The 26,004-nt window shown below is 68.2% G+C and carries 24 protein-coding genes and 1 tRNA gene; 6 read left to right on the top strand and 19 right to left on the bottom strand.

The window, feature by feature from the left end:
• Positions 1-12: 12 nt before the first annotated feature.
• The 11 genes from ACFQ0E_RS13305 to murJ all read right to left on the bottom strand — a co-directional run bounded on the left by ACFQ0E_RS13305 (position 13) and on the right by murJ (position 12,234).
• Positions 13-486, bottom strand: coding sequence for a hypothetical protein (locus ACFQ0E_RS13305; RefSeq protein ID WP_386824544.1), 474 nt, complete (start codon positions 484-486; stop codon positions 13-15).
• Positions 487-537: 51 nt separating this feature from the next.
• Positions 538-1,629, bottom strand: coding sequence for a GNAT family N-acetyltransferase (locus ACFQ0E_RS13300; RefSeq protein WP_386824542.1), 1,092 nt, complete (start codon positions 1,627-1,629; stop codon positions 538-540).
• Positions 1,630-1,706: 77 nt separating this feature from the next.
• Positions 1,707-2,453, bottom strand: coding sequence for a hypothetical protein (locus ACFQ0E_RS13295; protein WP_386824540.1), 747 nt, complete (start codon positions 2,451-2,453; stop codon positions 1,707-1,709).
• A 638-nt stretch (positions 2,454-3,091) separates the two neighbouring features.
• Positions 3,092-3,334 (bottom strand): hypothetical protein, encoded by a 243-nt coding sequence (locus tag ACFQ0E_RS13290; protein WP_386824538.1) that lies wholly within the window; start codon positions 3,332-3,334, stop codon positions 3,092-3,094.
• Between the two features lie 91 nt (positions 3,335-3,425).
• Positions 3,426-4,457 (bottom strand): sigma 54-interacting transcriptional regulator, encoded by a 1,032-nt coding sequence (locus ACFQ0E_RS13285; protein ID WP_386824536.1) that lies wholly within the window; start codon positions 4,455-4,457, stop codon positions 3,426-3,428.
• 453 nt (positions 4,458-4,910) lie between these two features.
• Positions 4,911-4,986, bottom strand: a tRNA-Thr gene (locus ACFQ0E_RS13280).
• Positions 4,987-5,049: 63 nt separating this feature from the next.
• Entirely contained in the window at positions 5,050-6,000 is a 951-nt protein-coding gene (gene ispH, locus ACFQ0E_RS13275; protein ID WP_386824535.1) for a 4-hydroxy-3-methylbut-2-enyl diphosphate reductase, read from the bottom strand.
• Positions 6,001-6,004: 4 nt separating this feature from the next.
• Positions 6,005-6,517: a signal peptidase II gene (lspA, locus tag ACFQ0E_RS13270; RefSeq protein WP_386824534.1), complete on the bottom strand. Its 513-nt coding sequence runs from the start codon at positions 6,515-6,517 to the stop codon at positions 6,005-6,007.
• A 148-nt stretch (positions 6,518-6,665) separates the two neighbouring features.
• Positions 6,666-9,446, bottom strand: coding sequence for an isoleucine--tRNA ligase (ileS, locus tag ACFQ0E_RS13265; RefSeq protein ID WP_386824775.1), 2,781 nt, complete (start codon positions 9,444-9,446; stop codon positions 6,666-6,668).
• A 59-nt stretch (positions 9,447-9,505) separates the two neighbouring features.
• A complete protein-coding gene (locus ACFQ0E_RS13260) occupies positions 9,506-10,504 on the bottom strand; it encodes a bifunctional riboflavin kinase/FAD synthetase (protein WP_386824532.1) in 999 nt (332 codons plus the stop codon).
• 113 nt (positions 10,505-10,617) lie between these two features.
• Entirely contained in the window at positions 10,618-12,234 is a 1,617-nt protein-coding gene (gene murJ / locus ACFQ0E_RS13255; protein ID WP_386824531.1) for a murein biosynthesis integral membrane protein MurJ, read from the bottom strand.
• Between the two features lie 167 nt (positions 12,235-12,401).
• Here murJ and rpsT point away from each other — a divergent pair, with 167 nt between their 5' ends.
• A complete protein-coding gene (rpsT, locus tag ACFQ0E_RS13250; protein ID WP_137852414.1) occupies positions 12,402-12,674 on the top strand; it encodes a 30S ribosomal protein S20 in 273 nt (90 codons plus the stop codon).
• A 178-nt stretch (positions 12,675-12,852) separates the two neighbouring features.
• Here the strand turns inward: rpsT and cgtA are convergent, their stop codons facing one another.
• The 3 genes from cgtA to rplU form a co-directional block, all read right to left on the bottom strand.
• On the bottom strand, positions 12,853-13,947 hold the full coding sequence (cgtA, locus tag ACFQ0E_RS13245) for an Obg family GTPase CgtA (protein WP_386824529.1): 1,095 nt from the start codon (positions 13,945-13,947) through the stop codon (positions 12,853-12,855).
• A gap of 161 nt (positions 13,948-14,108) precedes the next feature.
• Positions 14,109-14,360: a 50S ribosomal protein L27 gene (rpmA, locus tag ACFQ0E_RS13240; protein WP_386824527.1), complete on the bottom strand. Its 252-nt coding sequence runs from the start codon at positions 14,358-14,360 to the stop codon at positions 14,109-14,111.
• Positions 14,361-14,372: 12 nt separating this feature from the next.
• On the bottom strand, positions 14,373-14,681 hold the full coding sequence (gene rplU, locus ACFQ0E_RS13235; RefSeq protein WP_137852411.1) for a 50S ribosomal protein L21: 309 nt from the start codon (positions 14,679-14,681) through the stop codon (positions 14,373-14,375).
• Between the two features lie 606 nt (positions 14,682-15,287).
• Here rplU and ACFQ0E_RS13230 point away from each other — a divergent pair.
• From ACFQ0E_RS13230 to ACFQ0E_RS13215, 4 genes are all read left to right on the top strand, one after another.
• Positions 15,288-17,351: a S8 family peptidase gene (locus ACFQ0E_RS13230; protein ID WP_386824524.1), complete on the top strand. Its 2,064-nt coding sequence runs from the start codon at positions 15,288-15,290 to the stop codon at positions 17,349-17,351.
• 77 nt (positions 17,352-17,428) lie between these two features.
• Positions 17,429-18,310: an OmpA family protein gene (locus tag ACFQ0E_RS13225; protein ID WP_386824522.1), complete on the top strand. Its 882-nt coding sequence runs from the start codon at positions 17,429-17,431 to the stop codon at positions 18,308-18,310.
• A 175-nt stretch (positions 18,311-18,485) separates the two neighbouring features.
• Complete coding sequence (gene uvrA / locus ACFQ0E_RS13220; protein WP_386824520.1) at positions 18,486-21,500, top strand: excinuclease ABC subunit UvrA; 3,015 nt, start codon at positions 18,486-18,488, stop codon at positions 21,498-21,500.
• Positions 21,497-21,913, top strand: a complete 417-nt coding sequence (locus tag ACFQ0E_RS13215; RefSeq protein WP_386824518.1) for an acyl-CoA thioesterase — start codon at positions 21,497-21,499, stop codon at positions 21,911-21,913. The genes uvrA and ACFQ0E_RS13215 overlap by 4 nt, the downstream gene beginning before the upstream one ends.
• A gap of 98 nt (positions 21,914-22,011) precedes the next feature.
• On the opposite strand, the gene ACFQ0E_RS13210 is transcribed toward ACFQ0E_RS13215, so the two are convergent.
• Complete coding sequence (locus ACFQ0E_RS13210) at positions 22,012-22,485, bottom strand: copper chaperone PCu(A)C (RefSeq protein WP_386824516.1); 474 nt, start codon at positions 22,483-22,485, stop codon at positions 22,012-22,014.
• 41 nt (positions 22,486-22,526) lie between these two features.
• Here ACFQ0E_RS13210 and ACFQ0E_RS13205 point away from each other — a divergent pair, with 41 nt between their 5' ends.
• Positions 22,527-23,306 (top strand): enoyl-CoA hydratase/isomerase family protein, encoded by a 780-nt coding sequence (locus ACFQ0E_RS13205; protein WP_386824514.1) that lies wholly within the window; start codon positions 22,527-22,529, stop codon positions 23,304-23,306.
• 174 nt (positions 23,307-23,480) lie between these two features.
• Here ACFQ0E_RS13205 and ACFQ0E_RS13200 read toward each other — a convergent pair whose 3' ends face one another.
• The 4 genes from ACFQ0E_RS13200 to nudE are packed head-to-tail and all read right to left on the bottom strand — an operon-like array spanning position 23,481 to position 25,998.
• Positions 23,481-23,786 (bottom strand): Mpo1-like protein, encoded by a 306-nt coding sequence (locus tag ACFQ0E_RS13200; protein ID WP_386824512.1) that lies wholly within the window; start codon positions 23,784-23,786, stop codon positions 23,481-23,483.
• Complete coding sequence (gene mazG / locus ACFQ0E_RS13195) at positions 23,783-24,610, bottom strand: nucleoside triphosphate pyrophosphohydrolase (RefSeq protein WP_386824511.1); 828 nt, start codon at positions 24,608-24,610, stop codon at positions 23,783-23,785. The genes ACFQ0E_RS13200 and mazG overlap by 4 nt, the downstream gene beginning before the upstream one ends.
• Positions 24,611-24,629: 19 nt before the next feature.
• The gene (gene cysQ / locus ACFQ0E_RS13190; RefSeq protein ID WP_386824509.1) at positions 24,630-25,436 is read right to left on the bottom strand and encodes a 3'(2'),5'-bisphosphate nucleotidase CysQ; all 807 of its coding nucleotides are present in this window, start codon (positions 25,434-25,436) and stop codon (positions 24,630-24,632) included.
• Positions 25,423-25,998 (bottom strand): ADP compounds hydrolase NudE, encoded by a 576-nt coding sequence (nudE, locus tag ACFQ0E_RS13185; RefSeq protein ID WP_386824507.1) that lies wholly within the window; start codon positions 25,996-25,998, stop codon positions 25,423-25,425. The genes cysQ and nudE overlap by 14 nt, the downstream gene beginning before the upstream one ends.
• Positions 25,999-26,004 lie beyond the last annotated feature (6 nt).

The raw sequence follows: 26,004 nt of genomic DNA, 5'->3' as shown, positions 1-26,004 counted from the left end.
GTCGCATCCCTCTCACTGACCGTAATGCGGTCTCGGCGTGTGCCACTGGGTGACGGTGACCCGTGCAGATTCGGCCCGGCGCAGGTCCGAGGTCATCTCGCGCTCGTGCGCACGATGCTCGCCGTAGTGCCCGCCGGTGCCTCGATTGACCTCGGGGTTCTGCGGCACCACGAGTTCAGGCACGTGCCCGGGGCCGCCGCCGGCACGCGGCATCATGTGGCCTGCATCCCAGGGGGCGCCGCCAACCGGCGCAGGATTGGGCGCCTCCCATGCGCCATGCGCGCCGCCGGACGTGCGATAGGACCAGGCGATCGACTGCGGCGCCGGCGCCATCTGCACGGTGGCGCGCGTGACGGGCGTCGTGCCGGTCCCGGACGGATGCACGTAGGACGTGTGCCTGCTGCGCGATGTGCGCGACCCGATCGAATCCATGTCCTGCCAGGTGACCGTGCGGCCCCTCAATTCCCTGCTGCCCCAATCCGACATTGCCTGCTCCTTGTTGATGAATGCGCATCGAAGCCTCAGACAGGATCGTCGTCACGCATGGCACGGGGCGCGCAAGGCGCCTCGCGATGGCACCGCGACGCGCGTCTGCGATCCCATGCGCGCGAACAGCTCGTGCAGCGCTTCCGCGCTGTCCCATCGACCCTGCGGCGGCCCCAGCCGGTACAGCAGTTCATCGTCGTGCGGCGGCGCGGGACGGAAATCCAGCGCTTCGAATCCCAGGCGCGCCAGCGCACGCCGCGACGGCACGTTGTGCTCGAACACCTTCGCGTAGCAGGCACGCATGCCGTGGCGGTCGAAGGCATCGGACAACAGCAGGCGCACAGCGGCAGGGCCCAGGCCCTGCCCCTGGAAATCGCGGCCGATCCAGTAGTAGAAGAAACCGAGGTCACCGTGCAGGGTCAGGCTCACGCTGCCGACGAAGCCCCAGTCGCGGTGCAGCACCGCGTACAGGCGCTGGTCGCCGTAGCCCCAACATTCGTCGAGCCAGCGATGCCAGGCCGCGTCGTCGCCGAACACGGGCAGGCAGCAGAGCCGCGCGATGTCCGGATCCCAGTACTGCCAGGCGAAGTCGGCGCAATGCTGGTGACCGAGCGGTTCGAGACGCAACGTCTCGTCTTCGATCGGCGGGACACGGTCGAGGAAGGTCTGCCATTCGACGCATGCACGATGCAGTTCGAGCGACCAGGCGGACGCCGGATGCAGCAGCAGGTTGCGCCTGCATGCGGACAGGGCGGCCGCCATGTTCCCCAGCCGGAAGTGCGCCAATGCCAGCCGCTGCGAAAGCCGTTCGGATGGATCGTCCGCCTGCCCGCCATGGGCAGCCACGGCGAGCAGCAGCGGCCAGTCGGCCCACTCCGCCAGCAGCGCCGTCCACGCATCGCGCACGGTCTCGGGCAAGGCCCAGGCACGACGCGCCACCTCGCGCATGCCGGCCAGCCATGGCGTGCGCCTGTCCGCTCGTTGCGTACGACAGGCCTCCCACAGACCGGGCAGGCGTGCGGCGAACACCTGCGGCGACCATCCTTCCGCTTCCAGCTGTTCGAAGGCCGACGCCAGCAACGCATCCTGCGCCACGGGCACGGCGGCGGCGTCTGTTTCCGGTGTCTTGCTGCGCACGCGCATCTCAGACCCTCTCCCGTGCAGTCGACGGCCCGCTCGCGCACGCGCCGGCATCGCCACGAAGATGCGTGCGCATCCGCTCAGACCTCCCCGGACGGTGGTGGATGCGCGCTCGCACTCTGCTGGCGACGCGCCGTGTAGGTGCTGGCCATCGAAAACAGGGACCCGGTGACCCACGAGGCGGCGGACAACGTGCCGTACAAGGTCGCATTCGTCTGGCTGGCAGCATCGTCGTGCTGCTGGTACTCATTGGCGACCATGCCGAAGCCCGCGCCCAGGGTGTTGAACGTGGCCGAAGCAAAGCCCAGGGCTTGCGACAGCGAGGGTCGTCCGTTCCACCAGTTGTTCGCCGTCTGGTAGCCGGTGCTGACCATCGATGTCAGGCCCGACACCGCCCAGAGCGCATTGCTGGCCTGCCCCGTGCCGCGACGCCAGTCGTGCGCATCCGGCACAAATCCATTGGTGGCGGCGTTCGCCGTGTCGGCGAGGCCAGCCAGCGTGGACGTGACATCGGTGAACACCGAGACGCCGCGCGCGACGCGCTCCATCCTGGTCGTCGGCTGCTGGCGCAGATTATCGATGCCGCTCACGGTGCCGGAGGTCGCCCAGAGCAGGCCGGAAGCCCCCTGTATCCATGGACCGGCGCTGCCGGGATACGGCGCACTGGACACGGCCGCGAGCACGTCCGTGGCATGCGCGGTATTGCGCAACACGGGACCAGGCGGCTGGACGGGCTGTGGCCCGAGGAGCGGTTCGTGTGCGCCGCGCTGCGCGTCGTCGTTGATCGTGCCGTAGTTGCGACTGCTGGTGCTCAGCGATCTCTGCATCGGCGTGAGCACCTGCGGCACCGGCACGACATGTTCGCTCCTGATGGATTCCTCGGGGGATGGCGAGGATCTCTGCAGGCGCTGGGATGGCGGCGGATGCGACGGCGGTTGCATCTGCGGCGACACGACGCTGGACAAGGGCGGAGAGACCGGCACGTGCATCTGCGACAGCTGCGCCGAGGATTGAACGGACGTCTGTACCGGAAGTTGGACAGGGGGTTGGACGGCAGGCTGGACGGAGGATTGAACGGGAGGCTGGACGGGAGGCAGGATCAGGGACGGGGGCGGAGACGATGACCGCATCGACGACAGCGCTGGTGGCGAGGAAGCGCTGCGCGGCCGCGACGCCATGGGACTGAGGTCCGTCGAAGCGCCGCCGCGATGTCCGGGATTGTCGTTCTGGCCGTGCATGTCGATACCCGCTTCATCCGCGCACGTCGCGGATCGCGGGCATCGCGCTGCAAGACCCGTGCCACGGCGACCGCAGCGGACGCATGCGCTGCCGAGTCGTGGCAAGCGGTTGATCGAAAAGCACTTCCATTCCGGAAGCGGCGGATGTCATGCATGCCACGGCCTCGGCACGCGATGGCGCGATGCCTGCCTGGGTGGAATTGCACCCACCCCGCCATCGGCAGGCCTCAGTCCGCAGCGTCCTCGCGCCGACGCCGCCACAGCACGTTGTTGCCGATGCGCAGCGGTTCGATCAGGCCCTCGGCATGCAGCTGCTCCAGCGCGACCTCGGTGACCACCTGGGATTCCGCATGTCCAGGCCAGTCGATCCACCAATGATGGATGCCTTCCAGGGTGTCGGCGGCCTCGGGCCGTCTCTCGAGGAACCGGCGGATGGCGTCCTTGGCGAATTCGATCAATCCTCGGTCCATGCGCGGCCGCCGGAGATGGGAAGTCGGGACATCCTAGAACGTGTCGTGTCCTTTTGGACAATCCAGGCTTCGGCGCGGCCCGGTCGGAGATTCAAGCCACCTGGCCCTCGCCGCCGAGACGGTACTTGCGCACCAGTTTGCCGAAGGCGCTGCGCTCCTGGTTCGACAGCCGCGCGGCCTGCGAAAGGTTGCCCCCCGCCCGCGCCAGCATCTCGCGCACGTAGCTGCGCTCGAACTCCGCGACCGCCTTCGCCTTGGCATCCTTGAAGGACGTGCAGTCCGCATCCGCAACCGTCGATTCGGGCGCCGATGCCGATGTCGAAGCCGTCTCGGCTGGCGCCGCAGCGACATCGCCCGGCATCAGCTCCTCGCGCGTCTCGCGGAGCCGCAGGGCCTCGTCGTCGCTCATCAGGAATTCGCGATGGATCACGTTCTCGAGTTCGCGGATGTTGCCCGGCCAGTCGTAGCCGCGGATGAAATCCTCGCCCTCCGCATGCAGCTCGCGCGCGTGGGTCCGGTACTGATGGCTCAGGCGCTTGAGCATGTTGCGCGCGAGGAGCACGCCGTCGCCGGGGCGCTCGCGCAGGGGCGGCAGGCGCAGCGAGAGCACGCGCAGGCGATACAGCAGGTCCTGGCGGAAGCGGCGTTCGCGCGCGAGCGCATCGAGGTCGGCGTTGCTGGCGACCAGCACCCGCACGTCGACCTGCAACAGGCTGCCGCCGCCGACGCGGCGATAGGTGCGGTCCTGCAGGAAACGCAGCAGGGCCGCCTGCGCCTTCGGCGTCAGCGCGTCGATTTCGTCGAGGAAGATCGTGCCGCCCGTGGCCTGGCCGACCAGGCCGATCGAGGCGGTCTTGGCATCGGTGAACGCCCCGCGTTCGTGGCCGAACAATTCGCTTTCCACCAGCGATTCGGCCAGGGCGCCGCAATTCACCGGCACGAACGGCTTGTGCGCGCGCTCGCTGCCGTAATGGATGGCGCGCGCCGCGACTTCCTTGCCCGTGCCGGTCTCGCCGGCGATCAGGACGGTGGCATCGATCGATGCCATGCGCTGGATCTGCGCCACCGCCTTCCTGAATTGCGGCGAGGCGCCGACGAGGTCGAATCGCGAATTCGCATCCATGTCACTGCTCCGATCACATGCTCCGAAGGATCCCTGCGACGCACTCGATGGGGCGTCGCCATCGGAGCATGCGATCCGGGGCGCAGGCATCGCGCGGCGCATCCGGATCGAGACCCGGCGGCGACATCGGAAGCGGCGGCGCAGCGATCCCCTGCATCGAATCCCCCTGGCGTCCTTGTGTCCCGGGCGACAGCGTGCCCGTCGCGATGCACCCGCATCGCCCTTGAAGTCTGCGTCCGCTGCAGACCCCCTGCGGCATCAGTACAGGATCAGATGCGCGGCGCATCGCCACTGCCCTGCGCAGCAAGAGTTAGCACGCAGGCCGTGATGCCGGCAAGCGAAGCGCGTCTCGAAAACGTGCGCGGCCTGCAGGGCGTCGATGGAGGCCAAAAGCACGAAGGCCGCCCGGAGGCGGCCTTCTGCCCGGTCATGTCGGAGGACATGTCGGATGTCTGGTGCCGGAAACAGGAGTCGAACCTGCGACCTACGCATTACGAATGCGCCGCTCTACCAACTGAGCTATTCCGGCGGTGTCTGCCGGGACATGGGGTCGCGGCAGGGATGCGATTCTAGGGTTTCGGGGGAGGCCCGGTCAATCGACCAGGCGCAGGCGCAGTTCCTTGGGCAGCGCGAAGACCATGTCCTCGGGCTCCCCGTCCAGTTCGCGCAGGCCACCGGCCCCCAGCTCGCGCAGGCGGGCGATCACCCCCTGCACCAGCACGTCCGGCGCGGACGCACCGGCGGTGACGCCGATGTGGCGACGGCCTTCGACCCATCGGGGGTCGATCTCGTCGGCGCCGTCGATCAGGTAGGCCTCCACGCCTTCGCGCTCGGCCAGCTCGCGCAGGCGATTGGAATTCGAGCTGTTCGGCGAGCCGACCACCAGCACCAGGTCGCAGTGTTCGGCCAGCTCGCGCACGGCGTCCTGGCGGTTCTGGGTGGCATAGCAGATGTCGTCGTTGCGCGGGCCGTGCATCTTCGGGAACTTCGCGCGCAGGGCTTCGATGATGCCCCGGGTGTCGTCCACCGACAGCGTGGTCTGGGTGGTGTAGGCCAGGTTCTCGGGCTGCCCCACTTCGAGCCGCGCGACATCGTCGATGTCCTCGACCAGGTAGATGCGGCCGACCCCGGCCTCGGCCTGCCACTGGCCCATCGTGCCTTCCACCTCCGGATGGCCGGCGTGGCCGACCAGGATCACGTCGCGGCCGGCGCGGCAGTGGCGCGCGACTTCGAGGTGGACCTTGGTCACCAGCGGACAGGTCGCGTCGAACACCTTCAGGCCGCGACGTTCGGCCTCGCTGCGCACCGCCTGCGAGACGCCATGGGCACTGAAGATGACCGTCGCGTTGTCCGGCACTTCGTCGAGTTCCTCGACGAAGATTGCGCCGCGCTGGCGCAGGTCCTCGACGACGAAACGGTTGTGCACGACCTCGTGGCGCACATAGATCGGCGCGCCCAGGGTTTCGATGGCGCGCTTGACGATCTCGATCGCGCGGTCGACGCCGGCGCAGAAGCCGCGCGGATTGGCGAGGATGATGTCCATGGAATCAGTCTGCCTTCTTCGTCGCCGGGGACGGATGCTTGCCGAACACGCCGAACGCCACCAGCGCGATCGCGCCGCAGACGATCGCCGAGTCGGCGATGTTGAACGACGGCCAGACGAAACTGCCGTAGTACCACTGGATGAAATCGACCACGTGGCCGTGCATGAAACGGTCGATCAGGTTGCCCAGCGCACCACCGATCACCAGCGAGAACGGCAGCGCGTTGCGCCAGTCGCCGCGCGCGGTACGCGACAGCCACACCGTCAGCAGGCCGCAGATGCCGATCGCCAGCGCCGCGAAGAAGTACTTCTGCCAGCCGCCGGCATCGGCGAGGAAGCTGAAGGCCGCACCGGTGTTATAGCTGCGATACCAGTTCCAGACGCCTTCGATGACGACCACCGGCTGGTACTCGGGCAGGCTGGTCAGCACCCACTGCTTCGTCCACTGGTCGAGGCCGATCACGACCACCGACAGCAGCAGCCAGACCAGTGCATTGGGTTTGGGGGAGGACGTCATTTCATCGCATCTCGTCTTGCTCCCTCCCCCGCATCGCGGGAGAGGGCTGGGGTGGGGGCAGCAGGGCAAACATCCATTGTGGGAGCGACGCAAGTCGCGATGCCCCACAGATGGCCATGGTCGCGACTCGCGTCGCTCCCACAGGACATCAGAACCACTGTCGCACTTCGCCCGGGCCTTCGACATTGCTCACGCAACGACCGCAGATCTCGGGGTGGTCGGGATGACTGCCGACATCGTCGCGGTGGTGCCAGCAGCGGATGCACTTGGGCTTGGTGCTGACCGTCGCCGTCACGCCTTCGCTGCCCTGCACCACCGATACATCGCCGCTGATGAACAGGAAGCGCAGTTCGTCGGCGAGCGGCGACAGCCACGCGAATTCCTCGGCGTTGCAGGTGATGGCGATCTCGGCATCCAGCGCCGCACCGATCTCGCCGCTGGCGCGCATCGGCTCCAGCACCTTGGACACCTGCTCGCGCAGCGCCAACAGGCGATCGAAGCGCTCGCCGTTCAGCACTGCATCCGCAGGCAGCGGCGCCAGCCCGTCGTACCAGGTCGCGAACAGCACATGGCCTTCGCGCTCGCCCAGCAGGTGGCTCCACATCTCTTCCGCCGTGAACGTGAGGATCGGTGCGATCCAGCGCGCGAAGGCCTCGGCGATGCGGAACATCGCGCTCTGCGCGCTGCGCCGGCCGCGCGCGTCCTCACGCATCGTGTACAGGCGATCCTTGGTGACGTCGAGATACAGCGCACCGAGGTCGACGCTGCAGAAGTTGATCACCGCCTGCACCACCACCGGGAAGTCGTAGTTACGGTAGGCGTTCGCGATCTCGTGCTGCAGGGCATCGGCGCGATGCACGGCCCAGCGATCCAGCGCCAGCATGTCGTCGAGCGGCAGCAGGTCGCGCGCCGGGTCGAAGCCGTGCAGGTTGCCGAGCAGGAAGCGCGCGGTGTTGCGGATGCGGCGATAGACATCGCCGCTGCGCTTGAGGATGGTGTCGGAGACCGACATCTCGTTGCGGTAGTCGGCCGAGGCGATCCACAGGCGCAGCACGTCGGCGCCCATCTGGTCGATGACCTTCTGCGGCTCGACGATGTTGCCCAGCGACTTCGACATCTTCCGGCCGCTTTCGTCGACCGTGAAGCCATGCGTCAGCACCTGGCGGTACGGCGCCTTGCCGTCCATCGCCACGCCGGTGAGCAGCGAGCTCTGGAACCAGCCGCGATGCTGGTCTGACCCTTCCAGGTACATGTCGGCCGGCTTGCGCAGGCCGTCCTGCGGGCGCTGGCCCAGCACGCAGTCGTGGGTGACGCCGGAGTCGAACCAGACATCGAGGATGTCGGTGACCTTGTCGTAGTCCTTCGCTTCCTCGCCGAGGAGCTCGGCGGCATCGAGCGCGTACCACGCATCGGCGCCGGCCTGCTCCACGCGCTCGGCGACCTGGCGCATCAGCGACGGCGAATTCGGATGCGGCAGGCCGGTCTCGCGATGGATGAACAGCGCGATCGGCACACCCCAGGTGCGCTGGCGCGAGATCGTCCAGTCCGGGCGGCCGTCGACCATGCCGGCGATGCGCGCCTGGCCCCAGTCGGGGAACCATTCGACCTGCTTGATCGCTTCCAGCGCGTCGGCGCGCAGGTTGGCCTGGCTCATCGAGATGAACCACTGCGGCGTGGCGCGGAACGCCACCGGCGTCTTGTGACGCCAGCAGTGCGGATAGCTGTGCTCCAGCTCGAAGAACGCGAGCAGCGCGCCGATGCCGCGCAGCGCCTCGACGATGACGCCGTTCGCCTTCCAGATATGCAGGCCGGCCAGCGTGGTCTCACCCAGCGGCGGCGTCGACGGCAGGTACACGCCGCGACCGTCGACCGGATTCATCTGCGCGGCCGTGTACTTCGCGACCAGGCCGTACTTCAGGCCGACCGCATAGTCTTCCTGGCCATGGCCCGGCGCGGTGTGCACGGCGCCGGTGCCGTCCTCGGCGCTGACGTGGTCGCCGAGGATCAGCGGGATGTCGCGTTCGGCATAGAAGGGATGCGCGAGCACGAGGTTTTCCAGCGCCGCACCGAGCGCGCGACCGAGCATCTCGGGTTCCTCGATGCCGTAGCGCTTCAGCGCCTTCGGCACCAGTCCCTCGGCCAGCACCAGCAGGCGGCGCTTGCCGTCGCGCGCGGGGCCTTCGACCAGGGCGTATTCCAATTCCGGACCGATGCTCACCGCCAGCGAAGCCGGCAGCGTCCACGGCGTGGTGGTCCAGATCGGCACGGCGACTTCGGCATCGGCATCGATGACCACGCCGAACTTCGCCGCCAGCGCCTGCGGATCGCGCGCGGCATAGGCCACGTCCACCGCCGGCGACTTCTTGTTCTCGTATTCGATCTCGGCCTCGGCCAGCGACGAGCCGCAGTCGAAGCACCAGTGCACCGGCTTCGCGCCGCGCGCCAGATGGCCGCGTTCGACGATCTTCGCCAACGCGCGCACCATGTCCGCCTCGAAGCGGAAATCCATCGTGCGATACGGGTTGTCCCAGTCGCCGAGCACGCCCAGGCGCTTGAAGTCGCGACGCTGCAGGTCGATCTGCTCGGCGGCGTATTCGCGGCAGCGCTTGCGGAATTCGGCGGCGTCGATCTTGTCGCCGACCTTGCCGAACTTCTTCTCGACCTGCAGTTCGATCGGCAGGCCGTGGCAGTCCCAGCCGGGCACGTACGGCGCATCGAAGCCGGCCATCAGCTTCGACTTCACCACGATGTCCTTCAGCACCTTGTTGACCGCGTGGCCGATGTGGATCTGGCCGTTCGCGTACGGCGGACCATCATGCAGGATGAAGGTCGGCCGGCCCTGCGCATGCTTGCGCACCTGCGCGTAGAGGTTCTCGTCCTCCCAGCGCTTGAGCGCGACGGGTTCGCGCTTGGGCAGGTCGCCGCGCATCGGGAAGTCCGTCGCGGGCAGGTGGATGGTGGTCTTGTAGCGTTGGCTGTCCTGGTCGCTCACGCGCGGGCTCGCTCTGTCGAATGCAATGAAAGTGTGTCAGGGCCCGATGCACCGTGGCTCGATGCATCCGGGCTCGAAAGGATCGCCCTCGCCTGCTCGGCATCGCGATCCATCTGCGCGACGAGGCTGGGGAGATCCGGGAATTTTTCCTCGTCGCGCAGGTGCGCGACGAATTCCACTTCGACATGACGACCATAGAGGTCGCCCTGGAAGTCGAACAGGTGGGCTTCGAGCAGCGGCTCGACGCCGCCGACCGTGGGCCGAGTGCCGAAGCTGGACACCGACGGCCACGGATGCTCGGCGATGCCGTGCACCCAGGTCGCGTAGATGCCGCGCAGCGCGGGGGTCTTCGGGAAACGCAGGTTCGCGGTGGGATAGCCGAGCGTGCGCCCGAGCTGCTTGCCGCGGACCACGCGCCCGCCGATGGCATAGGGCCGCCCGAGCAGACCCGCTGCCGAGGCGAAATCGCCGGCCTGCAGGGCATTGCGGATGCGGGTGCTGGACACCGGCGCCGCGTCGACCAGCACCGGCTCGATCGTCTGCGCGGTGAAACCGGCCTCGGCGCCCATGCGCTGCAGCAGGTCCAGGTCGCCGGCGCGGGCGCGGCCGAAGCGGAAATCCGGGCCGACCCAGACTTCGCGCGCGGACAGGCGCTCGACGAGCTGGCGCTCGACGAAGTCCTCGGCGGACACCGCCGCCAGCGCGGCGCCGAAGCGCAGCAGGCCGACCTTGTCGACGCCGAGTTCGCGCAGGTGCGACAGCTTCGCGCGTGGCAGCTGCAGGCGCGGCGGCTTGCCGTCACGGGCGAAGAATTCACGCGGCAGCGGCTCGAAGCTCAGCACCACCGCCGGCACACCCAGCGTTCGGGCACGCTCGACCGCGCGGCGGACCAGCGCGCGATGCCCCAGGTGCAGGCCATCGAAGGCGCCGATGCACACCACGCTGCCATCCGGGCACAGCGGCCCGCCGTCGAGGTCGCGGAAGAGTTCGGTCATTGGCTTGGTGGAGGCCCCGGCGGGATGCGCCGGGAACGGACAGCGAAAGAACCCCGGAGTATAGCGGCAGCGCCCGCCCACGGCCTCCGTGATCGGGCGTTCACCGCTGCAACTCAGTGGCGCAGATCGCGCGGTCGCAGGCCCATCGCCAGCAGGGTGGCGCCGTAGGCCGCCGCACCGGCGGCAACCGCCGCCAGCAGCCACAGCGTCCGATGCCAGATGCCGATCGCGGTCCAGTCGCCCACCCAGTGCGAGATGCCCAGCACCACCGCCGTCATCGCCGCGCAGGCGACCGCGATCCGCAGCAGGTGCCGACCCCAGCCCGGTTGCGGCTTCAGCAGGCCGTCGCGGCGAAGGTAGCGCCACAGGAGCCAGGCATTGAAAATGCCGGCCAGGCCGGTGGCCAGCGCGATGCCGCCATGGGCGCCGTCGACGTCGTTCAGCCACAGCGGCAGGGTGAAGGCGATGGTCATCGCGACATTCGCGAACACGGTCCAGATCGCCGCCTTCATCGGGGTCCTGGTGTCCTGGCGGGCATAGAACGCCGGGGACAGCACCTTGCTGAGCATGAAGGCCGGCACGCCCAGGCTCATCGCACTCAGGCTAAGCGCGGCCATGCGAGTGTCGTGCGCGGTGAACTTGCCGCCCTGGTAGACCACCGAGGTCAGCGGCTCGGCCAGCAGCAGCAGGCCCAGGCCGGCCGGCACGCCGGCGAGCAGGGCCAGGCGCAGCGCCCAGTCCAGCGCCGCCGAGTAGCCCTCGGCGTCGGTCGCGGCATGGCGCCGCGACAGGTGCGGCAGGATCACCGTGCCGATCGCCACGCCGAACAGGCCCAGCGGGAACTCGATCAGGCGGTCGGACAGGTACAGCCAGGTCTGGCTGCCGGTGACCAGCACCGACGCGAAGATCGTGCCGACCAGCAGGTTCAGCTGCGCCACCGACGACGAGAACAGCGTCGGGATCATCAGCTTCGCCACCCGGCGGACATCGGGATGACCGAATCCGGGCTTGAACGTCGGCCGCAACCCCAGCCGACCCAGCGCCGGCCACAGCACCACCAACTGCAGGATGCCGGCGATCAGGACGCCCCAGGCCAGGGCCTTGGCCGGCTCGGCGAAGCGCGGCGCCAGCCAGACCATCGCCGCGATCATCACCAGGTTGTGCAGGACCGGGGTGACGGCGGGCAGCGCGAACTTGCCGAAGCTGTTCAGCACCGAAGCCACCAGGGCCATCATCGAAATGAACAGCAGGTACGGGAAGGTGATCCGCAGCATGTCGACGATCAGGCCGAACTTCTCCGGCTCGTCCACCGCGCCCGGCGCGAACAGGCTGGCGATCAGCGGCGCCGCCAGCATGCCGATGCCGGAGACCACGAAGACCACCGAGAACAGCGCTCCTGCCATGCGGTCGACGAATTCCTTCAGCGCCGTCTGGTCGCCCCGCTCGCGCAGCTCGTTCAGCACGGGCACGAAGGCCATCTGCATCGAGCCCTCGGCGAAGATCCGGCGCAGGTAGTTCGGGATCCGGTAGGCGATGACGAAGGCGTCCATCGCCACCGAGCTGCCGAACAGGCGGGACTGCAGGGCGTCGCGGGCGAACCCGGCGATCCGCGACAGCAGGGTCATCGCGCTGAACACGGAGGTCGAGCGCAACAGGCCGACCTTGGCGGGCGGCTTCGGGGCGCCCTGCCCCCCCGTCTCGCCCGCCTTTTCGTCGCCCGGACCGCTCATTGCAGCCTCCCGGCACCGGACCGGTTGACCCAACCCACTGAATCGCCCATAATTTTCTGTCTAACTGTCCGCATAGCGGCGGTCTGTCCTCTTTCATTCAACCATCGGACGGCGGGCACCGCCCTGTTTTTCCGACCGATATCAACCGTAAACCCCAGGATTCCATCGTGGCCAACATCAAGTCCGCCAAGAAGCGCGCCAAGCAGACCGTCGTGCGCAACGCCCGCAACACCGCCCAGCGTTCCCAGCTCCGCACCGCCGTCAAGAAGGTCCTCAAGGCCATCGACTCGAACGACGCCGCCGGCGCCGAAGCCGCTTTCGCCGTCGCCCAGCCGATCCTCGATCGCTTCAGCGCGCGCGGCCTGATCCACAAGAACAAGGCTGCCCGCCACAAGAGCCGTCTGACGGCCCGCATCAAGGCCCTCAAGGCCGTCGGCTGATTCCAGTCCGAACGTGATGTGCAAGAACCCGGCTCCGGCCGGGTTTTTTGTTGCCTTGAGGTAACGGTACAGGCACGAAACATGCCATAGGGCGGGCTCAAGCCCGCCGATCGTCTTTCCGCATGCAGGGTGGCGGGCTTGAGCCCGCCCTACACACCGCGAATCGTCGGGCATTCGCTTACGCCTGATCGGAGGGCGGATTCCCGGCCTGTGCGCTGGCCGCCTTCGCTTCCGCCTCGGCTTCCAGCTGCTCCTCGCGCAGGCGATCGAAGAAATGCTGGATCTCCAGCATGATCGGCCAGGTGCCTTCGCGCGAGATCGCGGAGACCATGTACCAGGGCTGGGTCCAGCCCAGCTCGGCAACGATCTCCTCGGCGCGGGCGCGGGCCTCGTCCTCGAACATCAGGTCGGCCTTGTTGAGCACCAGCCAGCGCGGCTTTTCGAGCATCGCCGGGTCGTGCTTGCGCAGCTCGTGCTCGATCGCGCGGACCTGCTCGGCCGGCGAGGCGTCGATCACGCCCTCCATCGGCGCCATGTCCACCAAGTGCAGCAGCAGGCGGGTGCGCTGGACGTGGCGCAGGAACTGCGCGCCCAGGCCGGCGCCGTCGGCGGCGCCTTCGATGAGCCCCGGGATGTCCGCGATCACGAAGCTGCGATGCGGCTCGACGCTGACCACGCCCAGGTTCGGATACAGGGTGGTGAACGGATAGTCCGCGACCTTCGGCGTCGCCGCCGACACCGCGCGGACGAAAGTGCTCTTGCCGGCGTTCGGGAAACCCAGCAGGCCGACGTCGGCCAGCAGCTTCAGCTCCAGTCGGAGCATGCGCTCCTCGCCCGGCAGGCCCGGCAGCGCCTTGCGCGGCGCGCGATTGACCGAGCTCTTGAAATGCATGTTGCCGAGGCCACCCTTGCCGCCCTTGGCGACCAGCAGGCGCTGCCCGTGGCGGGTCAGGTCGCCGATGATTTCATCGGTCTCGACATTGGTGATGACCGTGCCCACCGGCACGATGATCGTGGTGTCCTCGCCGCCCTTGCCGTACATCTGTCGGCCCATGCCGTTCTCGCCGCGTTGGGCGCGGAATTTCCGCTCGTGGCGGAAGTCGACCAGGGTGTTCAGGTTCTCGTCGGCCTGCAGCCAGATGCTGCCGCCATCGCCACCGTCGCCGCCGTCGGGGCCACCCAGCGGGATGAACTTCTCGCGCCGGAACCCCACGCAGCCATTGCCGCCGGATCCGGCGATCACTTCGATTTCGGCTTCGTCGACGAGTTTCATGGGGCAGGTTTCCGGGAACTGACGGGGTGCATTCTGGCAGGACTGGCGCAGGAAGAACCGATCCTGGCAAGGGGCGGTGAAGCGGAGAAGAAGCGCGATGGTCCTACGCTAGAAACGAAAAGCCCCGCCGAAGCGGGGCCTCTCGCGCGATGCGGCATCGATCAGACGATGCTGACGGTGCGGCGCTTCTTGGCGCCCTTCACCGAAAACTCGACCTTGCCGTCGACCAGCGCGAACAGCGTGTGGTCGCGACCGAGGCCGACGCCCGGACCCGGGTGGAACTGGGTGCCGCGCTGACGGACGATGATGTTGCCGGCTTCGACGGCCTGACCGCCGAACAGCTTCACGCCGAGGTATTTCGGGTTGGAGTCGCGGCCGTTGCGCGAGGAACCTACGCCCTTTTTATGTGCCATGGCTGCTTCTCCTTACTTGTTGATGCCAGTGATCTGGATTTCGGTGTAGTGCTGCCGATGGCCCATCTGCTTGCGATGGTGCTTGCGGCGGCGGAACTTGACGATGCGGATCTTGTCGGCGCGGCCATGACCGAGCACCTTGGCGGTGACGGTGGCGCCCTTCAGTGCGTCGCCGAGGGTCACGCCCTCGCCGTCGCCCAGCATCAGCACGTTGTCGAATTTGATCTCGCTGCCGGCGTCGGCTTCGAGCAGCTCGACGCGAAGCGTCTCGCCTTGCATCACGCGGTATTGCTTACCGCCGGTGACCAGAACTGCGTACATGAACGGAATTCCTCTGTAGTTATTTGGGTGTCGCTTTTGGTGTTGCGGGTATTGCTGGTGACGCTAAACCGCCCCTGCGGGCGGAAAGAGGCGGAATTCTAGCGGCGACGGCGCCCTGCCGCAAGTTCAGTCGACCCCCCCGTCGAGCAGGCACTTGCGGAACGCGCCCGGGCCGGCTTAGCCTCGGTCCATTCATCAGCGTATGTTTATGCGGCCGGAGGGTCCGGTCGCACCCGCGGGACAAGGGGGGTCCCGGGGATGACAGAGGCCGGTCGGTCCGACGGCACACACATGGAGTCCGTGTTCGATGTCCCAGCGCAGTCGTTCCATCCATATCTGCCGCACCCCGCAGGCGCATGGCCTGCCCTCACATCCCCCTGCCGGCGTGAGCTTGCCGCCGGCCGCTGCCGACCCCTGACGCTCGGCCCAGACACCCCGCCCGTCGCCGCGCCACCCACGGCGGCGTGCGGCGTCGCGTCCCGGGTCCGCGGCCGCGGCACCGGGACGCATCCCCCAGGACGATCCGTCGCGTCATGACATGCCGGATCGGCCACTCCGGGCAGCCAGGATTCAGGCCGCCCCTCATGCACAAGGAGCTGATGCACCATGATCCGACTCAAACCCTCACACGCGTTCAGGCTGACCGCACTGGCCGTGGCCGTCGCTGCGGTGACCGCGCCGATCGCCTGGTCGGGCAGCCGCGCCCCCGTCGTCGACAGGACCGCCGCCCAAAGCCGCATGTCAGCAGCGCAGGACGAAGGGCACGACCGCTTCATCGTCACCTACCGCGACAACGCGCGGGCAGCGAGGACCTCGCTGGAGAGCCGCTACGCCGGCAAGGCCGGCAATCTCGGCCTCGGCATCCAGGGCCTGCGCACGCTGGCGACCGGTGCCGACGTGATCCGCACCGATCGCAAGCTGGACCTGGCCGAAAGCAAGCAGCTGATGGCCGAGCTGATGAAGGACCCGAACATCTTCGCCGTCGAAGCCGACGTGCGGATGAAGCCGCTGTTCACGCCGAACGATCCGCTGTATGCCCAGCAGTGGCATTACAAGGCGGGCGCCGGCGGCGCGAACCTCGAACCGGCGTGGGACATCACCCGCGGCGCCGGCATCGTGGTCGGCGTGATCGACACCGGCATCGTCCCGCACAGCGAATTCGCGGGCCAGCTGGTGCCGGGCTACGACTTCATCGGCGATCTCGACACTGCCGTCGACGGCGACGGCCGCGACGCGGACCCGAACGATCCGGGCGACTGGCACGACGGCGAATGCAACATCTTCGGCATCGCCGAGGACAGCAGCTGGCACGGCACGCATGTCGCCGGCACGATCTCGGCGCTGACCGATAACGGCGTCGGCGGTGCGGGCGTGGCGCCCGGCGCGAAGATCCTGCCGATCCGGGCGCTGGGCAAGTGCGGCGGCTTCCTGTCCGACATCGTCGACGGCATCACCTGGGGTTCGGGCGGCACCGTCGCCGGTGTGCCCGCGAACGCCAACCCGGCGGAAGTGCTGAACCTCAGCCTCGGCGGCGGCGGCGCGTGCAGCGTGGCGTTCCAGAACGCCATCGACGCTGCGGTCGCACGCGGCACGACCGTGGTGGTCGCGGCCGGCAATTCCGGCGGCGACGCGGCCAGCCAGCAGCCGGCGAGCTGCAACAACGTGGTCGCGGTGTCCGCGGTCGGCCCGACCGGTGCGCTGGCCAGCTATTCGAGCTTCGGCCCGGTCGTCGATGTCGCCGCGCCGGGCGGCAGCGGTGCCGCGCCCGCCTCCGACAACGTGCTCTCGACGCTGAACCTGGGCCTGACCACGCAGGGCGCGGAGGGCTACGGCTGGTACGCCGGCACCTCGATGGCGTCGCCGCATGTGGCCGGCATCGTCGCGCTGATGCAGTCCGCTTCGTCCACGCCGAAGACACCGGCGCAGGTCAAGAAGATCCTGGAGAACACCGCGTACGCGAATGGCGGCTTCCCAGGTGGCTGCTCCTACGACAAGCCCTGCGGCACCGGCATCGTCGATGCCACCGCCGCCGTGCGCGTCGCCAACGGCACCGACCCGCTGCCGTCGGATCCGCCGCCGCCACCGCCCCCGCCGCCGGCCACCGAGCTGTTCAACGGTGTGACGGTCAGCAACCTCAGCGTCGGCGCCAACGGCGAGCTGAAGTACCAGCTGGTGGTGCCCAACGGCGCCAGCAACCTGCTGTTCGCGATGTACGGCGGCACCGGCGATGCCGATGTCTACGTCCGTTATGGCGCACCGCCGACCAACAGCGCGTTCGACTGCCGTCCGTTCAGCTTCGGCAACAACGAGAACTGCTTCTTCCCGGCGCCGCGCGCAGGCGTGTGGTACGTGACGATCAAGGGCTTCAGCGCCGCCGCCGGCATCTCGCTGTACCCGAGCTTCGTCGACGCCAACTACCCGTACAAGCAGGCGGCCACGGTCGAGCAGCTGACCAACCACCGCACGCGGGTCGCCCTGACCTGGCAGCACGGCAAGAAGCAGGTGGACATCTACCGCAATGGCCTGATCTACAACTCGCGCCGCAACACCTACACGTTCACGGACACGTTCCGGATCGTGGGCAGCGGCACGATGACCTACAAGATCTGCAACCAGGGCACGAGCGAGTGCTCCGACGAAGTGTCGGTGAACTACAGCTCGAAGAAGTAAGCCGTTCGCTGCACCAACCGCGACAAGCGTCACAATGCTCCCCCGGCGCACGCCGGGGGAGCTTCCGCGAGGACACCATGCCGATCCATTCCCCCGAATTTCCGAGGCCAGCGCCTGCTTTTGCCTGCGCGCTGGCCCTGCTCATCGCCACCACCGGCTGCCAGCGCGGCAGCGACACGCCGCCCCAAACCGAGGTGCCAACCGCGCCCCGCGTGCAGATCGACGCCACACTGGGCCTGGCCGACAACAGCGGCAGCTTGCGCTTCGACGGCACCGTCGACAGCGAAGCCACCCGCACCGCCATCGAACGCGCGCTGCTGGCCGTCTACGGCAACGGCCGGGCGCAGGGCGCGATCGACGTCGATCCGTCCGCAAGGCCGCCGATCTGGGCCAAGGGTCTGGAAGACTTCCTGCGCATCCTGTCCACCGTCCCCGGCGCCGGCCTGCGCCTGTCGGGCAACCAGGCCACGCTCAGCGGCCCGCTGGACAACGACCAGCGCCGCGCGCTGCGCGCAGCCGCCGAACGCGCCTTCCCGGGCGTGCGCCTGTCGGGCCTGTTCGAGCCGCCGGGCGACGATTCCGGGACGGAACCGAAGCTGAGTCCCGAAGCACTGGCGAAGACCCTGAACGCGACCGACGTGGCCTTCAAGCCGGGGAGCGGCGAAGTCAGCGACGACAGCCTGGCGCTGGTCGCGCAGGCCGCCGACGCCATCCGTGCCGCGCCCGAAGGCACGCGCCTGGTGATCGTCGGCCCTGTCACGCCGACCAGCGATGCCGCCAACGACGTGTTCCTGTCGAAACAGCGCGCCGAGGCGCTCAAGGTGCAGCTGATCCTGCAGGGCGTCAGCCCGGCGGTGATCGACACGCGCGGCTGGGGGCAGAACCCCGACGGCAGCCCGGTCGAGAACGCGGTGCCGCCGCCAGGCGGTGCGTCGATGCGCTTCGAACTGCTGCGCTGAGTGTGGCGGGATGAACGGACCGGAATGAACGGGCTTGCAGCGTTCCACCCGTGGGTTTGCTCCGGACATGGGCGCTCGGTAGGCTAGCGAGTTGCCTTTGCTCGGCCATCCGGACCACCGGGGCCGGGACAAGGCGGCGCCCCTTCCCTGCAGTCACCCGGATCCCCCCACCCCCATGGCGATGGACACCATCCGCATCCGCGGAGCGCGTACCCACAATCTGAAGAACATCGATCTCGACTTGCCGCGCGACAAGCTGATCGTGATCACCGGCCTGTCCGGTTCCGGCAAGTCGTCGCTGGCGTTCGACACCATCTACGCCGAGGGCCAGCGCCGCTACGTCGAGTCGCTCTCGGCCTACGCGCGCCAGTTCCTCAGCGTGATGGAGAAGCCCGATGTCGACCACATCGAGGGCCTGAGCCCGGCGATCTCGATCGAGCAGAAGTCGACCAGCCACAACCCGCGCTCGACGGTCGGCACGATCACCGAGATCTACGACTACCTGCGCCTGCTCTACGCCCGCGTCGGCAGCCCGCGCTGCCCCGACCACCATTTCCCGCTGGAGGCGCAGACCGTCAGCCAGATGGTCGACCAGGTGCTGGCGCTGGCGAACGACCCGAAGACCGCCGAGCAGCGCTGGATGCTGCTGGCGCCGGTCGTGCGCGAGCGCAAGGGCGAGCATGCGCAGGTGTTCGAGCAACTGCGCGCGCAGGGCTACGTGCGCGTGCGCGTGGACGGCGTGCTGTACGAGATCGACGCCGTGCCGCCGCTCGCATTGCGCGTGAAGCACACGATCGAGGCCGTGGTCGATCGCTTCAAGCCGCGCGAGGACCTCAAGCAGCGCCTCGCCGAGTCCTTCGAGACGGCCCTGAAACTCGGCGACGGCATGGCCATGGTGCAGTCGCTCGACGATGCGAATGCCGAGCCGCTGCTGTTCTCGTCGAAATACAGCTGCCCGGTCTGCGAATACGCGTTGCCGGAGCTGGAACCGCGCCTGTTCTCCTTCAACTCGCCGATCGGCGCCTGCCCGACCTGCGACGGCCTCGGCGTCAGCCAATTCTTCGACCCGGCGCGCGTGGTGGTGCACCCGGAACTGTCGCTGGCCGCCGGTGCGGTGCGCGGCTGGGACCGCCGCAACGTCTACTACTTCCAGCTGATCCAGTCGCTGGCCAAGCACTACGGCTTCAGCGTCGACACGCCCTGGCAGGAGCTGCCGGAAAGCAGCCGCGACGCGGTGCTCCACGGCAGCGGCAGCGAGGTCATCACCTTCACCTACCTCACCGATGCCGGCGGCCGCACCCAGCGCAAGCATCGCTTCGAAGGCATCCTGCCCAACCTCGAACGCCGCTACCGCGAAACCGAATCCGCTGCGGTGCGCGAGGAACTGGCGAAATACATCAGCGAGCGTGCCTGCACCGACTGCGGCGGCGCGCGCCTGAACCGCGCCGCGCGCAACGTGTTCGTCGCCGACCGTCCGCTGTCGTCGATCGTGGTGCTGCCCATCGACGAAGCGCTCGACTTCTTCAGCGCGCTGTCGCTGGCCGGCTGGCGCGGCGAGATCGCGACCAAGATCGTCAAGGAAATTCGCGAGCGCCTGACCTTCCTCGTCGACGTGGGCCTGGATTACCTCACGCTGGAGCGCAAGGCCGACACCCTGTCCGGTGGCGAAGCGCAGCGCATCCGTCTCGCCTCGCAGATCGGCGCGGGCCTGGTGGGCGTGATGTACGTACTCGACGAGCCCTCGATCGGCCTGCACCAGCGCGACAACGAGCGCCTGCTCGGCACACTCACCCGGCTGCGCGATCTCGGCAACACCGTGATCGTGGTCGAGCACGACGAGGATGCGATCCGTCTGGCGGACCATGTGGTCGACATCGGCCCGGGCGCAGGCGTGCACGGCGGCGAAGTCATCGCCCAGGGCACGCTCGACGACCTGCTGAAGTCGCCGCGCTCGCTCACGGGCCAGTACCTCAGCGGTCGCAAGCGCATCGAGATTCCCGCGCATCGACACAAGCCGAACCCGAAGATGAAGCTGCAGCTGCGCGGCGCCTCGGGCAACAACCTCAAGGACGTGGACCTGACCCTGCATGCGGGCCTGTTCACCGCCGTGACCGGCGTGTCGGGTTCGGGCAAGTCGACGCTCATCAACGACACCCTGTATGCGCTGGCCGCGAACGAGATCAACGGCGCCTCGCACAAACCGGCGGCATACCGCGAGGTGAAGGGCATCGACCTGTTCGACAAGGTCGTCGACATCGACCAGTCGCCGATCGGTCGCACCCCGCGCTCGAACCCGGCGACCTACACCGGCCTGTTCACACCGCTGCGCGAGCTGTACGCGCAGGTGCCGGAAGCGCGCGCGCGCGGCTATTCGCCGGGGCGTTTCAGCTTCAACGTGCGCGGCGGCCGCTGCGAGGCCTGCCAGGGCGATGGCCTGATCAAGGTCGAGATGCACTTCCTGCCCGACGTGTACGTGCCCTGCGACGTGTGCCACGGCAAGCGCTACAACCGCGAGACGCTGGAGATCCTCTACAAGGGCTACAGCATCCACGACGTGCTGGAGATGACCGTCGAGGACGCGCTGAAGCTGTTCGAACCGGTGCCGTCGATCGCGCGCAAGCTGGAAACCCTGGTCGATGTGGGCCTGAGCTACGTGCGTCTGGGCCAGCCGGCGACGACGCTGTCCGGCGGAGAGGCGCAGCGCGTGAAGCTGTCCAAGGAACTGTCGCGCCGCGACACGGGCCGCACGCTGTACATCCTCGACGAGCCGACCACCGGCCTGCATTTCCACGACATCGAGCACCTGCTCGCGGTGCTGCACAAGCTGCGCGACGAGGGCAACACGATCGTGGTGATCGAGCACAACCTCGACGTGATCAAGACCGCCGACTGGGTGATCGACCTCGGCCCCGAAGGCGGGCATCGCGGCGGCACGATCCTCGGCGAGGGCACGCCCGAGGAGATCGCGGCAATGCCGCATTCGCACACCGGCCGATTCCTCGCCCCGCTGCTCGACCCGAAACGCGTCGCCGGCAGCACGCCGTCGAAGGCTTCGACCATCTCCAAGGCCGAACGCGCGCTGCCGCCGCGCAAGTCCGAGGCAAAGAAGGCCGTCGCGAAGAAAGCGCCTCCAAAGAACATGCCCGCCAAGAAAACCCCGGCAGGCAAAGCCGGAAAGAAATCATCATGACCGCCCCCACCGACACCGCGAAGAAGATCCTCGTCCGCATGCCCATGGAGCTGCGCTGGCGCGACCTGGACGCGTTCAACCACGTCAACAACTCGAACTTCATGACCTACCTCGAAGAGGCGCGGATCCGCTGGTTCGAGAGCACCGGCAAGGCGTGGATCACCGAAGACCACATCCCGCTGCTCGCTGCCGTGCAGATGAACTACCGCCTGCCGATCCCCTACCCCTCGCAGGTCTTCGTCGAGCTGTTCGCCGACCGCGTTGGCAACACCAGCGTCACCCTCGGCCATCGCATCATCGACACCGACGACCGCGTCCACGCCGACGGCCACTGCGTGCTGGTGTGGATCGACCGACACAGCGGCCGGCCGATCCCGCTGCCGGAAGCGGTGCGAGCGTCGGCGGAAAGCTGAGCCAACGCTCCGACTTTTGCAGGAGCGACGCGAGTCGCGACAGACCAACGGAGGTGCGTCGCGACTCGCGTCGCTCCTACCGAACAGCGGAGGCAGCGCTACGGCGTCGCCTTCCGCACCTCGAACTCACCCAGCACTTTGCCGCCGCCGGCGAGTTCGAACTGGAGCACGATGCGGCTGCCCGGATTCAGCGGTGCAGAGGGCTTCATCAGCATCAGGTGCAGGCCGCCGGGCTTGAGCACGGCGGCGCCGTTCGGTGCGAGGCGCAGTTCGGGCACCGGGCGCATGCGGCTGACGCCATCGACCATCTTCGACTCGTGCAGCTCGACGCTCGCGAAAGACGGGCTGGTGGCGCGCAGGATGGTCGCGGGCATGCCGCAGCGGTTCTCGATGCGGCCAAAGCCGGCCATCATCGGCATGTTGCCGGGCGGCAGGCGCACCCAGGCATCGCGGACGACGGGCAGGCAGGGCTTGTTCGCGGCCAGTGCGGCTCCGGGCCCGAGGACGGACGCGACCGCGAGGGCGACAAGGACGGCGAGACGACAGACATGGCGATGGGCAGATGCGTTCATGGCCCTATGATAGCGACTCCCCCTCTCTCGCCCGGAAGACGATGAGCATCCCCTTGATCGAGACCCAGGACATCGGCGCCATCCGCTGCATCCGCATGGCCCGGCCGCCGGTGAACGCGCTGAACCCCGAACTGTGCCGCAGCCTCATCGCCGCACTGGAAACCGCCTACAGCGACGGCGTGCTCGGCGTGGTGCTGGCCGGCAATCCCAAGATCTTCTCCGCCGGCCTCGACGTGCCCTACCTGGTCTCGCTGGGGGACGACCGCAGCGCCGTACTCGAAGCCTGGCAGGCCTTCTTCGGCGTGGCGCGTCTGCTGGCCGAATCGCGCATCCCCGTGGCAGCGGCGATCACCGGCCACTCGCCGGCCGGCGGCTGCGTGCTCGCGCTGTGCTGCGATTACCGGGTGATGGCGCGCAGCGCCGATCCGGCCAAGCCCTTCGCCATCGGCCTGAACGAAACCCAGGTCGGCCTGGCGGTGCCCGAGGGCATCCAGAAACTGATGCGCCGCATCGTCGGCGGCCATCGCACTGAACGCCTGCTCGTCACCGGCGAAATGATTCCCGCCGAGCGCGCGTTCGACCTTGGCCTGGTCGATGAACTCGCCGACGGCGAGCACGTCGAAGCGCGCGCGATCGCATGGCAACAGGCTCTGCTGAAACTGCCGCGCCAGCCGATGCTGCAGACCCGCGCCATCGCCCGCGCGGACGTGGTCGAGGCGATGTCGCCGGAAAGCATCGATGTCGAAGCCTTCGTCGACGGCTGGTGGGAACCGGATACGCAGGCCGCGATGAAGGCGCTGGTGGCGAAGCTGGGGAAATAGCGCAATCGTTTCCGTAGAGCGGAGCGCAGCTCCGCTGCACCCTCACCGAAGCCTGCCCCATCACCGCGACGGCAGATTCAAAGGCTCTCGGAAAGCCGGCAGCGGAGCTTGCTCCGCTCAATCTCCCGGGAACGCCATGAGCGGAGCAAGCTCCGCTCTACAAGGGCGACCGGGTCAGAACGGAATCCGTCCGATCAGGATGTCCTTGAACATCACCCAGTCGCCGGCGAACGAGTAGAACGGGTGCTTGAACGTCGCGGGCCGGTTCTTCTCGAAGAAGAAATGCCCGACCCAGGCGAACGCATAGCCGCTGACCAGCGCGCCGAGCAGCCACCACGGGTTGCGTTGCGCGATGGCGGCGGCGATCAGGCCCAGCGCCACGCAGCTGCCGACGAAATGCAGGCGGCGGCACACCATGTTGCGGTGCTCGCCGAGGTAGAAGGGGTAGAACTCGCGGAAGCTTGAGAAGCGTTCGCTCATGTCGACTCCTGCTGTTTGGCCCGGTCCCAGTAACGATCCTGCGCGTCCAGCGGCAGATCGGCAAGGCGCATGCCATCGGCGGCGGCCATGGCTTCCATCGCGCGGAAGCGGCGCTCGAACTTGTGGTTGGCGCGACGCAGCGCCGCACCCGGGTCGACCTTCGCGTGACGGGCGAGATTCGCGGCGACGAACAGCAGGTCGCCCAGCTCCTCCTCCAGCCGGTCCTGCGCTGCGGGATCACCCGGCGCAGCGGCGCGGGCCTCGAACTCCACCCGCACTTCCTCCAGCTCTTCCTTCAGCTTGTCGATCACCGGCGCCGGCCCGGGCCAGTCGAACCCGACCATCGCGGCCTTCTTCTGCAGCTTCAGCGCGCGCTGCCACTCGGGCAGGCCCCGGGCGATGCCGGCCAGAGCGGACGCATCGGCCTCCACACCGAGCTTCGCCAGGCGTTCCTTCTTTTTCTCCGCGTCCCACATCGCGTTCAGCGCATCGCTGTCGGCGATGCTCATCCCGGCGAACACGTGCGGATGCCGGCGCTCCATCTTGTCGCTGATCGCCGCGACCACGTCGCCGAACGCGAACGCGCCCTGCTCCTCGGCCATGCGCGCATGGAACACCACCTGGAACAGCAGGTCGCCGAGTTCGTCCTTCAGGTCGTCGAGGTCGTTGCGGTCGATGGCATCGGCGACTTCATACGCCTCCTCCACCGTGTACGGCGCGATGGTGGCGAAGGTCTGCTTCCGATCCCACGGGCAGCCGCCCTGCGGGTCGCGCAGGCGGGCCATGATCGCGAGGATGCGGTGGATGTCGGTGGACTCGGTCATGACTGCGCGGATGGCCCGATCAATCGCACCACGTCTGCCACGGCATGTGAACATCCCCCAGCGCAACGAAATCCCCGTTGAGCAGGGTGTCGCGCTGGTTGTAGCGGAACGGTCGGCCCTGCGGGTCGAGCACGCGGCCACCGGCGGCTTCGAGGATGGCCTGGCCGGCGGCGGTGTCCCATTCGCTGGTCGGGCCGAAGCGCGGGTAGATGTCGATCGCGCCTTCGGCGATGCGGCAGAACTTGAGCGAGGAGCCGACGGTCACGTCCTCCAGCTCGCCCAGGTCGGCGGCCATACGTGCCATGAAGGCTTCCGTGCGCGCGTCGCGATGCGAACGGCTGGCGGCGACGCGGATCGGCGCCACGGCCGGGCTGCGCACTTCCATCGCCGTTTCCCCGCCATCGGCGCGACGGTACGCGCCGTGGGCGAGGTCGCCCCACCACAGCACGCCCGGCACCGGCGCCTGGATCACGCCGAAGACGGCGACGCCGTCCTCGATCAGCGCGATGTTCACCGTGAACTCGCCGTTGCGCTTGACGAACTCGCGGGTGCCGTCGAGCGGATCGACCAGCCAGAACCGCGTCCAGGCGCGGCGCTCGGCGACGGGCAGCACGGCGGACTCCTCCGACAGCACCGGGATGTCCGGCGTCAGCCGGGCCAGGCCATCAACGATGCAGTGGTGCGAGGCCAGGTCGGCGGCGGTCAGCGGGCTGTCGTCGCCCTTGCGCTCGACATAGATGGGTTGTTCGTAGACCGCCAGGATCTCGGCTGCGGCGGCATTGGCGATGGCGATCACGCCTTCGCGGATCGTCTCATCGAGCAGCATGGGCATCGGTCTCGTGTCCTCCGGACAGCAGTTCCCTGACGAGGAAGAGCGCCGCGATCGAGCGCCCCTCCGAGAATTCTTCTACGAACATCAGTTCGTGCAGCGCATCGAGGCGCCACGGCACGACCTCCAGCACCTCGGGCTCGTCGCCCGGCAGGCGCTCCTCGTACAGGTCGCGGGCCAGCACCAGCACGGTCTCGTGGCCCATGTACGTCGGCGCCAGGCTCAGGCGGCGCAGCACGGTCAGCGAACGCGCACCGTAGCCGGCCTCTTCCTTCAGCTCGCGGTTCGCCGCCTGCTCGGGCGTCTCGCCGTCGTCGATCCGGCCCTTGACCAGGCCCAGCTCGTAGCGATGGGTGCCGGCGGCGTACTCGCGGATCAGCAGCGCGGTGTGGTCGTCGATCATCGGCACCACGATCACCGCGCCGTTGCCCACCGGCGCCACGCGGTGGTAGCGGCGGCGCTCGCCGTTGGAGAACTCCAGGTCCAGCTCCTCCACCACCCGGTCGCCGTCGGACTGGCGACGCGTGACCTGGTGGACGATCGGCAGGGGCCGGCTCATGCGGCC

Origin of the sequence: Lysobacter brunescens (assembly GCF_042677005.1) — a bacterium.
Classification (GTDB): domain Bacteria; phylum Pseudomonadota; class Gammaproteobacteria; order Xanthomonadales; family Xanthomonadaceae; genus Lysobacter_I; species Lysobacter_I brunescens.
This window is presented reverse-complemented; position numbering and strand designations above follow the sequence as displayed.

Coding starts and splice junctions, on each gene's coding strand:
- ACFQ0E_RS13205 (WP_386824514.1), top strand. CDS start 22,527: ATGAGCATCCCCTTGATCGAGACCCAGGACATCGGCGCCATCCGCTGC.
- murJ (WP_386824531.1), bottom strand. CDS start 12,234: ATGAGCGGTCCGGGCGACGAAAAGGCGGGCGAGACGGGGGGGCAGGGC.
- ACFQ0E_RS13285 (WP_386824536.1), bottom strand. CDS start 4,457: ATGGATGCGAATTCGCGATTCGACCTCGTCGGCGCCTCGCCGCAATTC.
- nudE (WP_386824507.1), bottom strand. CDS start 25,998: ATGAGCCGGCCCCTGCCGATCGTCCACCAGGTCACGCGTCGCCAGTCC.
- uvrA (WP_386824520.1), top strand. CDS start 18,486: ATGGCGATGGACACCATCCGCATCCGCGGAGCGCGTACCCACAATCTG.
- ACFQ0E_RS13295 (WP_386824540.1), bottom strand. CDS start 2,453: ATGCAGAGATCGCTGAGCACCAGCAGTCGCAACTACGGCACGATCAAC.
- ACFQ0E_RS13305 (WP_386824544.1), bottom strand. CDS start 486: ATGTCGGATTGGGGCAGCAGGGAATTGAGGGGCCGCACGGTCACCTGG.
- ACFQ0E_RS13230 (WP_386824524.1), top strand. CDS start 15,288: ATGATCCGACTCAAACCCTCACACGCGTTCAGGCTGACCGCACTGGCC.
- ACFQ0E_RS13200 (WP_386824512.1), bottom strand. CDS start 23,786: ATGAGCGAACGCTTCTCAAGCTTCCGCGAGTTCTACCCCTTCTACCTC.
- ACFQ0E_RS13225 (WP_386824522.1), top strand. CDS start 17,429: ATGCCGATCCATTCCCCCGAATTTCCGAGGCCAGCGCCTGCTTTTGCC.
- ACFQ0E_RS13300 (WP_386824542.1), bottom strand. CDS start 1,629: ATGCGCGTGCGCAGCAAGACACCGGAAACAGACGCCGCCGCCGTGCCC.
- mazG (WP_386824511.1), bottom strand. CDS start 24,610: ATGACCGAGTCCACCGACATCCACCGCATCCTCGCGATCATGGCCCGC.
- ACFQ0E_RS13260 (WP_386824532.1), bottom strand. CDS start 10,504: ATGACCGAACTCTTCCGCGACCTCGACGGCGGGCCGCTGTGCCCGGAT.
- rpmA (WP_386824527.1), bottom strand. CDS start 14,360: ATGGCACATAAAAAGGGCGTAGGTTCCTCGCGCAACGGCCGCGACTCC.
- ACFQ0E_RS13290 (WP_386824538.1), bottom strand. CDS start 3,334: ATGGACCGAGGATTGATCGAATTCGCCAAGGACGCCATCCGCCGGTTC.
- ispH (WP_386824535.1), bottom strand. CDS start 6,000: ATGGACATCATCCTCGCCAATCCGCGCGGCTTCTGCGCCGGCGTCGAC.
- cgtA (WP_386824529.1), bottom strand. CDS start 13,947: ATGAAACTCGTCGACGAAGCCGAAATCGAAGTGATCGCCGGATCCGGC.
- ACFQ0E_RS13210 (WP_386824516.1), bottom strand. CDS start 22,485: ATGAACGCATCTGCCCATCGCCATGTCTGTCGTCTCGCCGTCCTTGTC.
- cysQ (WP_386824509.1), bottom strand. CDS start 25,436: ATGCTGCTCGATGAGACGATCCGCGAAGGCGTGATCGCCATCGCCAAT.
- rplU (WP_137852411.1), bottom strand. CDS start 14,681: ATGTACGCAGTTCTGGTCACCGGCGGTAAGCAATACCGCGTGATGCAA.
- ileS (WP_386824775.1), bottom strand. CDS start 9,446: ATGCGCGGCGACCTGCCCAAGCGCGAACCCGTCGCGCTCAAGCGCTGG.
- ACFQ0E_RS13215 (WP_386824518.1), top strand. CDS start 21,497: ATGACCGCCCCCACCGACACCGCGAAGAAGATCCTCGTCCGCATGCCC.
- lspA (WP_386824534.1), bottom strand. CDS start 6,517: ATGACGTCCTCCCCCAAACCCAATGCACTGGTCTGGCTGCTGCTGTCG.